The organism is Microbacterium sp. Leaf436, from assembly GCF_001424715.1.
Taxonomy (GTDB): Bacteria; Actinomycetota; Actinomycetes; order Actinomycetales; family Microbacteriaceae; genus Microbacterium.
The window spans coordinates 340790-354765 of the sequence record NZ_LMRB01000002.1 but is presented as its reverse complement, the minus strand read 5'-3'; the positions used below and the strand labels follow the sequence as shown (position 1 = coordinate 354765).

At 66.2% G+C, this 13976-nt stretch carries 15 protein-coding genes; 8 read left to right on the top strand and 7 right to left on the bottom strand.

What is annotated here, in order from left to right:
* The 4 genes from ASG45_RS06000 to ASG45_RS05985 are packed head-to-tail and all read left to right on the top strand — an operon-like array spanning position 1 to position 4194.
* Positions 1 to 1164 (top strand): bifunctional glycosyltransferase family 2/GtrA family protein, encoded by a 1164-nt coding sequence (locus ASG45_RS06000; protein WP_055834162.1) that lies wholly within the window; start codon positions 1 to 3, stop codon positions 1162 to 1164.
* Positions 1161 to 1811, top strand: coding sequence for a DUF4956 domain-containing protein (locus ASG45_RS05995; protein WP_082516483.1), 651 nt, complete (start codon positions 1161 to 1163; stop codon positions 1809 to 1811). The genes ASG45_RS06000 and ASG45_RS05995 overlap by 4 nt, the downstream gene beginning before the upstream one ends.
* Positions 1808 to 2629: a polyphosphate polymerase domain-containing protein gene (locus tag ASG45_RS05990; RefSeq protein WP_055834159.1), complete on the top strand. Its 822-nt coding sequence runs from the start codon at positions 1808 to 1810 to the stop codon at positions 2627 to 2629. The genes ASG45_RS05995 and ASG45_RS05990 overlap by 4 nt, the downstream gene beginning before the upstream one ends.
* On the top strand, positions 2617 to 4194 hold the full coding sequence (locus tag ASG45_RS05985; RefSeq protein WP_055834156.1) for a carbohydrate-binding domain-containing protein: 1578 nt from the start codon (positions 2617 to 2619) through the stop codon (positions 4192 to 4194). Before ASG45_RS05990 ends, ASG45_RS05985 begins: the two co-directional genes overlap by 13 nt.
* A gap of 164 nt (positions 4195 to 4358) precedes the next feature.
* Here the strand turns inward: ASG45_RS05985 and ASG45_RS05980 are convergent, their stop codons facing one another.
* From ASG45_RS05980 to ASG45_RS05965, 4 genes are all read right to left on the bottom strand, one after another.
* Positions 4359 to 5102 (bottom strand): DUF305 domain-containing protein, encoded by a 744-nt coding sequence (locus ASG45_RS05980; protein WP_327037590.1) that lies wholly within the window; start codon positions 5100 to 5102, stop codon positions 4359 to 4361.
* Positions 5036 to 5470: a DUF6153 family protein gene (locus tag ASG45_RS05975; protein ID WP_156459388.1), complete on the bottom strand. Its 435-nt coding sequence runs from the start codon at positions 5468 to 5470 to the stop codon at positions 5036 to 5038. Before ASG45_RS05975 ends, ASG45_RS05980 begins: the two co-directional genes overlap by 67 nt.
* A 94-nt stretch (positions 5471 to 5564) precedes the next feature.
* The gene (locus tag ASG45_RS05970) at positions 5565 to 5813 is read right to left on the bottom strand and encodes a helix-turn-helix domain-containing protein (protein WP_055834150.1); all 249 of its coding nucleotides are present in this window, start codon (positions 5811 to 5813) and stop codon (positions 5565 to 5567) included.
* Entirely contained in the window at positions 5813 to 6298 is a 486-nt protein-coding gene (locus ASG45_RS05965) for a DUF2975 domain-containing protein (RefSeq protein ID WP_055834147.1), read from the bottom strand. Before ASG45_RS05965 ends, ASG45_RS05970 begins: the two co-directional genes overlap by 1 nt.
* A 169-nt stretch (positions 6299 to 6467) precedes the next feature.
* Here ASG45_RS05965 and ASG45_RS05960 point away from each other — a divergent pair, with 169 nt between their 5' ends.
* From ASG45_RS05960 to ASG45_RS05950, 3 genes are all read left to right on the top strand, one after another.
* Positions 6468 to 6680 carry a DUF1653 domain-containing protein gene (locus tag ASG45_RS05960; protein ID WP_055834144.1) on the top strand — a complete coding sequence of 71 codons (213 nt, stop codon included), beginning with the start codon at positions 6468 to 6470 and terminating at the stop codon, positions 6678 to 6680.
* A 281-nt stretch (positions 6681 to 6961) separates the two neighbouring features.
* Positions 6962 to 8056 (top strand): type I restriction enzyme HsdR N-terminal domain-containing protein, encoded by a 1095-nt coding sequence (locus ASG45_RS05955; RefSeq protein WP_055834141.1) that lies wholly within the window; start codon positions 6962 to 6964, stop codon positions 8054 to 8056.
* Between the two features lie 159 nt (positions 8057 to 8215).
* Positions 8216 to 8617 carry a hypothetical protein gene (locus ASG45_RS05950; RefSeq protein WP_055834138.1) on the top strand — a complete coding sequence of 134 codons (402 nt, stop codon included), beginning with the start codon at positions 8216 to 8218 and terminating at the stop codon, positions 8615 to 8617.
* Positions 8618 to 8629: 12 nt separating this feature from the next.
* Here ASG45_RS05950 and ASG45_RS05945 read toward each other — a convergent pair whose 3' ends face one another.
* The 3 genes from ASG45_RS05945 to ASG45_RS15850 form a co-directional block, all read right to left on the bottom strand.
* Complete coding sequence (locus tag ASG45_RS05945) at positions 8630 to 8803, bottom strand: hypothetical protein (RefSeq protein WP_235561576.1); 174 nt, start codon at positions 8801 to 8803, stop codon at positions 8630 to 8632.
* Between the two features lie 121 nt (positions 8804 to 8924).
* Positions 8925 to 9215 carry a hypothetical protein gene (locus tag ASG45_RS05940; RefSeq protein ID WP_055834131.1) on the bottom strand — a complete coding sequence of 97 codons (291 nt, stop codon included), beginning with the start codon at positions 9213 to 9215 and terminating at the stop codon, positions 8925 to 8927.
* 62 nt (positions 9216 to 9277) lie between these two features.
* The gene (locus tag ASG45_RS15850; RefSeq protein WP_082516481.1) at positions 9278 to 12319 is read right to left on the bottom strand and encodes a P-loop NTPase; all 3042 of its coding nucleotides are present in this window, start codon (positions 12317 to 12319) and stop codon (positions 9278 to 9280) included.
* Between the two features lie 255 nt (positions 12320 to 12574).
* On the opposite strand from ASG45_RS15850, the gene ASG45_RS05935 reads away from it, so the two are divergent.
* Complete coding sequence (locus ASG45_RS05935) at positions 12575 to 13975, top strand: MFS transporter (protein ID WP_055834128.1); 1401 nt, start codon at positions 12575 to 12577, stop codon at positions 13973 to 13975.
* Position 13976: the final 1 nt, after the last annotated feature.

The window sequence follows — 13976 nt, the reverse complement described above, 5'->3', positions numbered from 1 at the left end:
GTGTTCGTTCTCATCCCCGCCTTCGAGCCCGGTCCGCGGATGCCGGCCCTCGTCGCCGCGCTGCTCCGCACCGACCCCGACCTCGACGTGCTCGTCGTCGACGACGGCAGCGGTCCCGCGTTCGCGTCGGTGTTCGACACCGCCCGCGAGGCCGGCGCGCAGGTTCTCACGCACCCCGCCAACCGCGGCAAGGGCGCGGCGCTGAAGACGGGCTTCGCCCACATCGCCGCCCACGATCCGGATGCCGACGTGGTCACCGCCGACGCCGACGGGCAGCACACACCGGCCGACGTCTGCCGCGTGGCCGACGCTCTGCGCACTGACGCGGCCGAGGGCCGCAGCGCCCTCGTGCTGGGGGTCCGCGGCTTCGACGGCGCCGTGCCGCTGCGCAGCCGCCTGGGCAACGCGGCCTCGCGCGGGCTGTTCCGCCTCGCCACCGGGCGGCGGGTGACCGACACGCAGACCGGGCTCCGCGGCATCCCCGCCGATCGCCTGGGCTGGACCCTCGGCATACCGGGCGACGGGTTCGAGTACGAACAGCGGATGCTGCTGCGCCTCGGCCCCGACCAGGTCTCCGCGCACGAGGTGCCCATCGACACCGTGTACCTCGACCGCAACTCGTCGAGTCACTTCCGCCCGGTGCGCGACTCGCTGCGCGTGCTGCTGCCGGTGCTGCTGTTCGCGTCGTCGTCTCTCGCGGCGTTCGTCGTCGACACCGTCGCGTTGCTCGTGCTGCAGGCGCTGACCGGGTGGCTCGTGCCCTCGATCATCGCGGCGCGGGTGCTGTCGGCCACCGCGAACTTCGTCGTCAACCGCCGCGTGGTCTTCCGCGCGCGGGGCGGGTCGATGCTTCCGCAGGCCCTCCGCTACGGCGTGCTCGCCCTCGCGCTGCTCGCCTCGAACATCGCGTGGATGTCGTTCCTCACCGACAACGGCCTGGCCCTGCTGCCCGCGAAGGTCGTGACCGAGGGCGTGCTGTTCGTCCTCAGCTACGGCGTGCAGCGCTCGCTCGTCTTCCCCCGAACGGATGCCGAGACCCCGGCGCGCGCGCCCATCTCCCGCCCGGGGCCGCCCGGCGCGACAGCCCGCGCGCCCGACGCCCGCGACACGGCATCCGTATCCCCCAATACCTCTCCCCTCACCCCCGCAAGGAGCACCTCATGACCACCACCGCCCTGATCCTGGCCGCGACCGACCTCGTCGCCGCCGTCCTGCTGAGCGCCATCTACTTCCAGCGCCACCGCCGGCGAGACCTCGTCGTCGCCTTCCTCGGCGTCAACGTGGGCGTGCTCGCCGTCGCGACCGTCCTCGGCACCGCCGAAGTCGCTCTGGGCCTCGGGCTCGGACTGTTCGGGGTGCTGTCGATCATCCGGCTGCGCTCGAGCGAGATCACCCAGCGCGAGGTGGCGTACTACTTCGCGGCTCTGGCGATCGGCCTGATCTGCGGCCTGCCGCCCGTCGACCTCTCCGTTCCCCTTCTGCTGGTCGGACTCATCGTGGCCGTGCTCGCCGTCGCCGATCACCCGCGGGTGCTGTCGCGGGCCCGTCACCAGACCGTGCACCTCGATCGCGCGATCGCCGACGAAACCGAACTGCGGGCCGAGCTCGGACGCCTGCTCGGCGGCGAGGTGACCGGCGTCACCGTGCAGCAGCTCGACCTGGTCGACGACACGACGCTGGTCGATGTGCGGTACCGGGTCCTGGCCGCCCCCACCGCGCCCGCCGCCGTTCGCGAAGCCGTCGACGCCACCCCCGGCCGACGCCGAACCGCCGACGCGAGCTTCGCCGACCTGATCGGCGGCACCCGGTGACCGCCCGCCACCGCGCGGCCACCGCCATCGCAGCCCTCCCCGCGATCGGGCTCGACGCTCTCACCACCGAGGCCGCCCTGCTCACCCGCGTCGACCGCAAGTACGTCGTGCCGATGGATGCCGCGGCATCCCTGCTCGAGAACCTGCAGCGCTCCGACGAGGTTCCGGCCGCCCTCGAGATCGCCGGCGAGCGCGAGCTAGCCTACCGCTCGGTGTATTTCGACACCCCCGATCTGCTCAGCTACCGCCTCGCCGCTCACGGGCGCCGCCGCCGGTTCAAGCTGCGTACCCGCACCTACGTCGACACCGGGGCCGCCTACCTCGAGCTGAAGACCCGCGGAGCGCGAGGTCTCACCCGCAAGGAACGCGACGCCTACGACCTCGACGCGGCCGACCGGCTCACCGCCGAAGCGCGTGACGACGTCGCCGAGGCCCTGGGCGCGATCGGCGTCGAGCCGGGTCGCGCCGACGACCTCGACGCGCGACTGCAGACGCTGTATCGGCGCACGACGCTGCTGCTCGCGGGCGACGTGCCCTCCCGCGCCACGATCGACCTCGACCTGCGGTGGATCGACGCCGACGGCGCGGGCTTCACCCTCCCCCGCTACGCGATCGTCGAGACCAAGTCTCCGGGTCAGGCGGGCGCTTTCGACCGCGTGCTCTGGCGAGCCGGGCACCGCCCGCAGCGCATCAGCAAGTACGCCACCGGCATGGCGGCCTTGCGCTCCGATCTCCCCCGCAACCGCTGGACCCGCGTGCTCGCGGGCCCCTTCGCCTCATCCCAGAACACCCGAAAGGACGCATCATGCGCCGCCTGATCCCCCTCGCCCTTCCCCTCGCTCTCGCGGGCCTCGTGCTCGCCGGGTGCGCCGTCACCGCTCAGCCCGCCGCGACATCGGCGCCGGCCACCACGGCATCCAGCGTCGAGTCGAGTGTGCAGACCACCTCCGACATCGACTCCACCATCCCCACGGCCGCCGCCGAACTGCTCGCGGCCAACGCCGACGGCACCGTCGTGAAAGACGACGAGTGGAGCCTCGCGGATGCCGAGACCATCACGCTCGCGGGCTCCACCGCCTCGAGCGACTCGGCGGGAGTCACCGTCGACGGCTCGACCGTCACGATCACCGCCGCCGGTGTGTACACGCTGACCGGCACGCTCGACGGGAATGTGGTCGTCGCCGCCCCCGACGACGCGCAGGTGGTCCTCGTGCTCGACGACGCGACCATCGAGAGCACCTCGGGCTCGGCCATCCAGGTCGTGACCGCCGACGATGTGGCGATCAACCTCGCGGCGGGCTCCACCAACACGGTCACCGCGGCGAGCTCGGCCGACGCCGACGCGAGCGCCGCCATCTACGCCGACAGCGGCCTCACCCTCTCGGGCTCGGGGGCCCTCACCGTCACCGACACGGGCAACGACGGCATCTCGTCCACCGACGACCTCGCGATCATCGGCGGCACGATCACGGTGACCGCCGCCGACGATGCCCTGCGCGGCAAGGACTCGCTCGTCGTGAAAGACGGCACGCTCACCCTCACCGCCGGGGGCGACGCCCTCAAGAGCGACCAGACGGATGACGCCACCCAGGGCTACGTCTGGATCGCCGGAGGCACGATCGACGCCACCGCGACCGACGACGGCATCGACGCGTGGACCGACACGCTGATCACCGGCGGCACCGTGTCGATCGCGGCCGAGGACGATGGCATCCATTCCGAGATCGCTCTGGCGATCTCGGGCGGAGACGTCACCATCAGCCAGTCGTACGAGGGCATCGAGTCGGGCGACATCCGCATCGCCGGCGGAATCACCTCGGTCATCTCGTCGGATGACGGTGTGAACGCCTCGGGCGGCACCACGACGAGTTCGAGCGGTGGGATGGGCGGCGGCATGCAAGACACCGGTGAGACCCTCACCATCTCGGGCGGCACCCTGGTGGTCGACGCTCAAGGCGATGGCCTCGACTCCAACGGCAGCATCACCATGACCGGCGGAGACGTCACCGTCTACGGTCCCACCCAGCAGGGCAACGGTGCGCTCGACTCGAACGGCGGCATCGACGTCTCGGGCGGCACGCTCGCCGCTCTCGGCAGCACCGGAATGGCCGAATCGCCCGACGAGTCGTCGGCACAGGGGTGGCTCGCCGCGACAGTCTCGGGTTCCGCGGGCTCGACGGTGCAGATCACGGATGCCAGTGGCACGGTCATCGCGCAGTACACCGCCGAGAAGACCTTCGGGTCGGTCGTGTTCACGTCGTCGGCGATCACCGACGGTCAGTCGTACACGGTGACCGTCGACGGGGTCGCGACCTCGGTCACGGCGGGCGTCGCGGTGGCCGGCGGGATGGGAGGTGGGGGCATGGGGGGCGGGCGCCCCTGACCGTCGAGAGTGCGGGGGCCGCGGGCCGGGGTTGCTCCCCTCGGGTCGCGGCTTTCGCGCGGGTGCCGGGGCGAGCGGCATAGCTTCTGCGAATGCCGATCCACCGGGCACGAGAGAGGGAGGATGGGGCGCGGGCCCACGGCATCCGCGCCCCACCCCTGCCGTCAGAGCGTGGCCTGCAGCTGCTCCATCTGCGCGATCTCGGCCATCTGCGCCTCGACGATGGTCTTCGCGAGCGCGATGGCGGCGGCGTCCGAGCCGTTGTCTATCTCGGCCTGGGCCATGTCCACGGCGCCGCGGTGATGCTGAATCATCTGCGAGAGGAACAGCTGCTCAGCCTCGGCGCCCGAGGCGTTCGCGAGCATCTGCATATCGTCTTCGCTCATCATGCCGTCGCCGTGCTGCATGGCATCCCCGTCCGAGGAATCGGCTCCCCAGTCCTCGAGCCACTGCTGCATCCTGTCGATCTCGGGTTGTTGAGCGGCCTTGATCCCCTGGGCCAGCTCGGTGACGCGTTCGTCGATATCGCCCTTCGCCAGCAGAACGTCGGACATCTCGATCGCCTGCGCATGGTGGGGAATCATCATGCTCGCGAACATCACATCGGCGTCGGTGGCGCTGGTCGTCGCCGGCGGGGCGGAGCTGTCGCCGCCGTGATCCATGCCGGGCATGGTTTCTTGGGCGCCGCCGGTGCAACCGGTCAAGAGCAGCAGGGCGGCGAGGGTGAATGCGGCGGTCGCCGCGGATCGGTTCTTCATGGTGGAGTTCTCCAGGGTCGTCGATGACGCCCGACGGTCGTCGAGCGGGGTGCGTTGCCCGCGCGAAGCGGGCCGACGCGTCATCACGTGCGACGTATGCAGAGAACGGTGAGAGAGGGCGGCGGCAACGCGTGCGCGACCACCGACCATCGGGCGAGTGCCGCCGCGAGCAGCCGCGCCCGCGCGCCCGGGAGGCGGAGCCCGACCCCAGCGATGAAGACGATGACCGCACCGAGAAGGGCCAGCACGCATGCCATCCAGGCCATCGAGGGGTCGACGGACGAGGCTGCTGCGTCGGTCGCGGACGCGGTCATCGCGTCGTGGGGGCGCTCGTCTTCGGTCGGCGATGCCATGACCGCAGTGCCGTGCCCGGTCGCCGCGCCATGGCCGGCCGGGGTCGAGGTGGCGTGGAACGCGTGCATCGCGAGAAGTCCGGCGACGATGGCGACTGTCAGAAGGATGACGTGGGCGAGCGCGCGAGGACCGCGGGCGTACTCAGCGACTCCGACGAGCGACATGCTCACCCCCTTCGAGAACAGCAGACTACCGAGGGCGTACGACATGCGGCCGGGGCGCCGCGCGACTCCTGCGTGAGCGCTCAGCCCCAGAATCTCAGGCGCGCTGGTCGGCGAGGGCTGACGGCTCGCCTTCCGCCTCCCCCGGCTCCCAGCGCAGCAGGTCGCCCGGCTGGCAGTCGAGCGCCGCGCAGAGTGCACCGAGCGTCGAGAACCGCACCGCCTTGGCCCGCCCGTTCTTGAGGACGGCGAGATTGGCGGGTGTGATGCCGACCCTGTCGGCGAGTTCGCCGACGCCCATCTTCCGGCGCGCGATCATGACGTCGATGTCGATGACGATGGGCATCAGATCACTTCACCCAGCTCGGTGCGCAGCCCCACGACTTCCCTCTCCCGGGCGATGGCCTGCCGCAGCAGACCCTTCATCACCCGCACGAGCAGAGCGACGCCCGCGAACACCATCGCGGCACCGCCGATGAGTCCGACGACACCGGGCGCCACGCCTCCCGGCGCGAGCATCACGCCGACCGCCACCAGCACCACGACGACGGCGACCAGCGACCCCGTGATGACGTCGACGTCTCGGAACGCCCCCTCGGCGAAGACCGTCCCCTCCCGCACCTTCGACAGCAGACGCCACACGCACACGGCAAAGACCTGAAGCGCCAGGATGCCGAGCCCCATCAGCACGACGAAGGTCACTCGCGGCAGCGGCGGTGTCTCCGCGAGGTCGCGGTAGATCGCAGGCAGGATCATCGCCTGCACGACGATGGACCCGAGCAATGCGAGGGCGATCACCGTCTGCGCCGCACGGATGATGACAGGGCTCACGAGGCATCCAATCGTCGAGGAACGATGTAATCCTGTCGTTTATCGATAGATTTTGCAACGATGGGGCATCTGCCGGACGTCGCGGATCGGCTGCGACGCGAAGCGCACTGGCAGACTCGGAAGCCACGACGTGCGCACTCGTGCACATATCGCAGAGGGGACGCTCCGAGTGGACATCGAACCCGGCATCTACGAGCACTTCAAAGGCCAGCGATACGAGGTTTTCGGAATGGCGAGGCACTCCGAAACGGAGGAAGTCTTGGTCTCGTACAGAAAGCTCTACGACGACTACTCGTGTTGGGTGCGCCCGGTGGAGATGTTCACGGGAACCGTCGAACGCGACGGATATTCGGGTCCCAGATTTCGCCGCGTAGAGAGTTGAGCAGTTTCTCGACGCCGAGCTCACCCGGCTCGATCCCGCGATCTCAGCGCCCGCCGCGAAGCGAGAGCGCGATGATCTCCCCCTCTCTCCCCCGGCGGCGAGGAGACAGCGGCAGCCATCCTTGTGGCTCGCTTAGACGCTCGCGGCGTGCCCAGATGAGAAGTTTATTTGCCTGAATGGACCTGGCAGGCCAGAATGCGAAAACGCCGACGGACGCCTCGTCAGAGGTGATGAATGCTTCATGGCACTATCGACGAGGAATCAGCCAGTGGGGGGGAACAATGGAGTTTCAGGACCGTCTTGCAGCGCTCGCAACCAAAGTGAGCAATCAGGCGTCGGCCATCGGCACCGAGGAGGCGACGAAGAACGCGTTCGTGATGCCGTTCATCTCGAGCATCCTGGGTTACGACGTCTTCGACCCGCTCGAGGTCGTGCCCGAGTTCACTGCCGACGTCGGCATCAAGAAGGGCGAGAAGGTCGATTACGCGATCATGCGCGATGCCGAGGTGCAGATCCTGATCGAGTGCAAGGCATCCACCGGAGCGCCCAAGATCGAACACGCCTCTCAGCTCTTCAGATACTTCTCCACGACCAACGCCCGCATTGCTGCCCTCACCAACGGCGTCATCTGGCAGTTCTTCACGGATCTGGACGCACCCAACAAGATGGATGCCAAGCCGTTCCTCGTGCTCGATCTGCTCGACATCGATGACACTCTGATTCCCGAGGTCCAGAAGCTGAGCAAAGACAGCTTCGATCTCGACTCGATCATCAGCGCGGCGGAAGAGCTCAAGTACGTGGGCGCGCTCAAGCGCGAGATCGCTGGTCAGTTCCGGGAACCGAGTGACGAATGGATCAAGTTCTTCACTCAGCGCGTCTATGACGGCTTTTACACGGCCAAGGTGCGTGAGCAGTTCACTGCACTCGTGACAAAGGCATCGCGTCAGTTCCTGACGGAGAGCGTCAACGACCGCCTGAAAACCGCCCTCGGTGCAGGTGTCGGTGTCTCGGTTCCCGTCGCGACAGAGGCACCCGCGGCAGTCTCGAGCGAACCGGCTTCACAAGCGGATCTCGATCGTGACACTGAGATCGAGACCACCCTCGAGGAACTCGAGGGATATCAGATCGTGAAAGCGATCGCCTGCGGGGAAACGAAGCCGCACCGCATCACCCACCGCGACGCGAAGAGCTACTTCGCCGTCTTGCTCGATGACAACAACCGAAAGCCGATCGCCCGCCTGCATTTCAACGGGCGCCAGAAGTATCTCGGCCTGTTGGACGAGCAGAAGGTCGAGACGCGGCATCCGCTCGATGAACTGGACGGGATCTACGAGCACGCAAGTGCTATTCGCGAAGCTGTGGTTCGGTACCGCTGAGCATCACGTCGCTTTCGTTCGGCTCACTCGCCCGGCACGACTTCAGAGATCGCTGAGATCCGTGACGGGCCGCGCCCCGCGGGCGTAGCATCTCCCGTACGCCGGAGTCCCTCCGCGGCATCCGGTCACTCCGTCACGACGAGCACACGGGAGATCCAGATGGACACGATGGCAATGATGAAGTCGATGGACATGGGCGAGATGACCATGGACATGGATGCCATGCAGGAATGCATGCAATCGCTCAACGCCTGCGCGATGGCCGCGGCGATGTGCGCCGGCAGCGACATGATGCACGGCCCCGAGATGGCGACGTGCTGCGCAATGTGCTCGAACATGGTCGAAATGGCGCAGGCGACGATGCACATGATGATGCGTCCGGCCGGGATGAACATGGACGTGATGAGCGCCATGATGACCGCCTGCATGACCATGGGCAAAGCGTGCGCCGCCGAATGCCGCGCCCACGCCGACATGGACGAGATGTGCCGCTACTGCGCGATGGCCTGCGACGACATGGTGACGAAGTGCGAGGCGATGATGGCCTCGATGTCTGCGTAGCCTGCTTGGCGTTTACGCGACGCGCGCGGTCGTGAGGATCGCCGACGCGCTGAGCAGTTCCGCGACCGGGTGGTACGCCACCGGCTCCCCCACGGAGATGTCGACGGCCGGGCCGACGATCCGCACTTCTACCGTCGCGCCGTTCAGCAGCGCGACGGTGATCGTTGCGCCATCGGCGTCGATCACGAGGCCGTCCCACCACGCGGAGGGGTTCGAGGCTGCCATGCAGCGCTGGATCGGGTGGACTGTCGACGAGATCGTGCGGGACATGGCTTCACCTGCCTTCGGAGGGGTTGGTGAAATGAAGCTACGGGATGCCGTGCGGGCGGGCGATCCGGGGCGTAGTGGTGCGTAACACCCGAGGTTTTGGTCGTTGTGCGCCGGACCCTTGCGCGTCCTCATCCGCCGCCTGCGAGGCGGCCATCGCGGCACCAACAACTTCGGCGGACCGAGGTGCGCCGCTCCGCGCAAGCCGCCTCAGCAATTGTCCCTCCGTCACCGGCGGCCGGCCCATCGCCCGCGCCTGATCGCTCACGATCTGCACCGTCGTCGCCACATCCAGCTCGAACTGCGTCAAGAGGAAGTCGTCGAGGCGCATGGCTTCGAGTCCCGCCCTATCGACCTACGAGTCGAACCCGCGCGGGCAATGCGGTGAACCGGTCAGACGTCGCCCTCGCCCGCGGGCTTCGTACCGCGTGATGGTGGCAGCACCCGTGGCGGAGACTCCGAAGTCAATTCAACCTCGGGAACAGCCACTCGCAATGCCGTGGAAAACTTCCTATGTGCGCCCCAAGAAGGGCCCCGCTTCTTTGCGATAACGGCAACTGAGTCAGCAAACGTCTTCATAGGCACGGGGCGTGTCAGCTGAAGCCACTGCTTACGTATCACGCTCAGCAGATCTGCACCCGCGGCGGACTCGCGATGCGGGGTTCGCGGATCGGTCAGATCCGCCGCCTGGCGAGCCGGTACGGCGATAAGTTGCGCCGTAGGCCCCGCGCCTACCTCTGCTCCTGGGTACGCCGCCATCAATGCGGCCTTGAAAGACGGGTGCGGCGCCCAGCCCCTAAATGAAGCACCTCTCGCAACAGTCGCGGCTAGCTTGGCCAAGCTGATCGGCAGACTCACAGATCTCACCGCGCGCCGAATATCATCTTCGACGCTCGGAAGGCCTGAATTCAGAGTTGCAGTCATCTCGCGACTCAAAGCACCGCTCGCGGTTAAGCTCTCGAACCGCCGCGCCATGGCACGGTCTTTCGCTTCTTGCTGTTCGTCGAGTCGCTGGAAGTTTCGAACCTTGTACTCTGCGTAATCCTTGTGCCAATTACTAACGAGCACCTGCCCATCGACAGAATTGAGAAGCCGTCCCGATTTGAGAGCCTCCCCCAACTCCAACGCAGACCGAAGACGGGCAAATCGAACCAGGCTACTGTTACTGTCATGAGCTAGAGCGTTCTCGAACTCGCCCCTCGATCGATGGTAGAGACCGATCCATTCATGGCTGCCCAGGGCGGCAAACGCGCGCGATTTAGCAGATAGGTTCACGGCAAGCGTATTCCTCGTGCGGCCATCGTCCCAGATCGTCGTCGCGCGCTCTGCGAAGGAAACAGCTGGATCCCAGTCCGAAGTCAGCCTTGCGAGAATGGAGCGTTGCTCCCAGAACCGCGCGTTCCAATCGCCATATGCGGGCAACAGTTGCTGGTAGAAGTACTTCAAGTCGGCGTTGGGGAACATTTCCAGAAGCAGCTTCGCGCTCATCAGCTCGCCGACAAGATTAGACGCCCGCATACGCGACCGATACCCGTCTTTCGGAATCAACACAGCGAGTCTGGCCATCATCTGACGAAGCTCATCGACGAAAGCGTCTCCGCCGCCGAGCCTGATAAGCGCTTCGAGGCCCCGGGTCCGCTGACGCGGGACAATCACGTCGCCGTTGATCTCGACGAGAGCTGACAGATGATCGTTACCGGAGACTCGTCGACCTATTGCGCTAGCGGCGGTGGCCGTCGCCGTTGACGCTTCAGCCATACTGACCGGAACGCCCCTGTCGGACGCCAGCGCGAGAAGCAGAACAAGAGACCGTTCCCACGGATCCGTCAGGCCCCGCACCTCAGAGTCCAGGCGGGCCGCGAAGCCGATTCCCCGCTCGACCTCATTCATCGAGGAAAATATGTCTCGCTCCGCAAAGTGATCGATCCTTTCGGATGTTGTCTTGCGCTCGAGGAAATCCAGTCGCCCCTCGCGCGCTAAGAGTGCAACGACCTTCCGTGCGTCTCTCCTGGGACGCCGCGTGCGAACAGAGATAGTCTCAATCGAATACGCTCCGTCGTTGAGGTTCTCCTCAATAACACCGGAACGACTGGACCGATCCGCCATGATTGTCAGCACTTGCACGCTGGGTCGTTTGACCGCGAGGCCGAGAAGTCGATCGACGTCGGACGAGAACGTGTGAGCGCTTTCGACCACGATGACAATGGGGCCAGCGCCGTCGCAGAAATCGAGGAGCGCACTTGCATCGAAGCGAGCTGATCTATCGAACCACAAGACGCGGGCCCCCTCCGAGGCGGCGGCGTGAGCGATTGCGTATAGTCCTGACGAAATCCCGACGAGCCGCTCACCAAGAACTACCAACGCTTTTGATACTCCGCTATGAGCGATCCAGGACGATACCTTACTCCTCCCGTCAGCTATCCATTCGAATTCTGCAATTTTCCCCGCCGCAACGTCGGACCAAGACGGCTCGCTCCCAGCCAGGAAGTCGTGCGTCGCTAGGGCAGGGCGAACATGGTCGGTCGTGTACTCCTCGAATTGAGGAAGATTGATGGCTGACGCGTTATACAAGGCCCGCAAGCTAGAGTAATCCAAATCGCACAATTCTTGCCACTGCGCGACCCATTCCTCTCCCGTCATTCGCGCAATTTTGAAGCCCGCACGTTCAAGCTCCCAGGCATTTCCATCAGAGATGTATGGATCGACAATCACCGAGGGAGCAGAACTCGCGTTTTTCGTACCGATAACGGCGTGCTCAACATCCGGGTCATCCAGCACGCGCGCGCCGACGATGACGAATGGCTCTGTCGCAATGACCGCCCGCCACACAATGTGCCATGCGGCATTCGCTGAAGCGGAAGAAGTGTATTCCTTCATACTAAATATCAGCGGCGAAGGACCCGAGGTGGATACGCTCCCGTGCAGGTGCACGATCTCTGCACCGTTCGGCTCAACAAACGGGTCCGTCCAGTTGAGTGATCGAAGTTTGCTCGAGGCAGATCTCGCGGAGCCCCGGTAGCTGCGTTCATAGGCATCGTCGACATTGAGCGTCCATACCCGTCGCCACGGCAACCCCGCCAGCTCGGTGAACCAGGGCTGATGTGTACAGCCGCTAAATCGTGAGCTCAAAAATTCCCACACTTCTCGCTCGCTCGACGAGCTAACGGCGCGCTGGTATGCCCGATTCAGCGACGTGGTGGCGTCAATAGGAGCGCCTGCGAACCGATCCCCTAGGAGCTTCACCAGGTTCTTCGCGTCAGGAATGGGCTTACCGAGGCGGTTTCTAGCTCCTAGGCTGGCGCCAGCCCCGAGCAGGAGTTGATATTTTCCGCTTCTCGCAGCATTGCGGACAGCCAGAATCTCGGCTTCGCTGAAAATTTCAACCAACGACAATGTAGTCAATGTGATCCCCCACGGCACTTGTTTGAAGGACATACTATGCCTCGCTATCCTGCCGAGTATTGGGATTCAGCTCATCCAGGCCCGCCCGAAAGATTGGGTCAAAGCTGCGACCGAGGTGTTTCGCCCACGTAAACTCCCCCTCTCCCCCCACCCCGCCGTGGGTGAAACAACCGTTACCTCCCCGCCCCACCCCACGTCCTCCCGGGAAACCCCTCCTCCCTACGCTGGCGACCACGCCCCACCCATGCGGGGCGCTGCACCTCCCCACATCGCCTTCCGGAGGAACCCGTGACCGTCACCGACCCGCGCCCCGAAGCCGCAACGGCGCCGCCCGCCGCCACGACTGCAGGCACACAGAGCGCAGAGCTCGTCCACCGCCCCGGCCGCTGGATCGACAACTGGAACCCCGAGAACCCCGAGCAGTGGAACAGCGTCGGTAAGGCCATCGCCTCCCGCAACCTGCGGTGGTCGATCTTCGCCGAGTTCCTGGGCTTCGTGGTCTGGCAGCTGTGGTCGGTCGTGGTCGTCTCTCTCCCGGCGGCGGGCTTCCAGCTGTCGACGGGTGAGATCTTCTGGCTCATCTCGATGCCGAGCCTGGTGGGTGCGACGCTGCGCATCCCCTACACGTTCATGGTTCCGCGCTTCGGCGGTCGCAACTGGACGATCGTCTCGGCCGCCCTGCTGCTCATCCCCAGCATCGGCCTCGCCATCGCGGTATCGAACCCCGCGACCCCGTTCGGGGTGCTCCTGCTCATCGCCGCCCTCGCCGGTTTCGGCGGCGGCAACTTCGCCAGCTCGATGTCGAACATCACGTTCTTCTACCCGGCCGCGCAGAAGGGGTACGCTCTCGGACTCAACGCCGCGGGCGGCAACCTCGGCGCCTCGGTCGCCCAGTTCGTCGTGCCGATCGTCATCACCATCGGCGCCGCGGCCACCCTCAACCTCCCCCTCGCGGGCCTCATCTGGGTGCCGCTCATCGTCGTGGCGATGGTCGGCGCGTACTTCCGCATGGACAACCTCAGCGCCGCCAAGGCCGACGTCGCGGCATCGCTCGCCGCCCTGAAAGAGCCGCACCTGTGGATCCTCGCGACCCTCTACATCGGCACCTTCGGCTCGTTCATCGGCTTCACGGGTGTCTTCCCGAAGCTCCTCGCCGACACCTTCCCCGACTTCAAGGGGATCGCGATCGGCACGGCCACCGTCACCCTCGCCTTCCTCGGTGCCCTGGTCGGCTCCCTCGCCCGCCCCTACGGCGGCAAGCTCGCCGACCGCTTCGGCGGAACCGTCATCACGATCGGCGCGTTCACGGTGATGGGTCTCGGCATCCTGAGCGTGATCCTCACCCTGCCGATGCAGAACTTCGCCGTGTTCCTGCTCTGCTTCCTGGTGCTGTTCGCCGCCGCCGGCATGGGCAACGGCTCGACGTACCGCATGATCCCGACGATCTTCGCCCTGCGCTCGAACAACGGCATCGGCGCGCAGCGCAAGGCGGCGGCGGCCCTTGGCCTCATCTCGGCGATCGGCGCGTACGGCGGCTTCTTCATCCCGCAGCTGCTCGGCTTCTCGAAGACGACGTTCGGCTCGTACACCCCGGCCCTCGGCTGGTTCGTCGGTGCCTACGTCGTCTTCCTCGCCCTCACCGCCGGTGTCTACCTGCGCATGTCGAAGCGCTCCGGCGTGCGGATCTGAC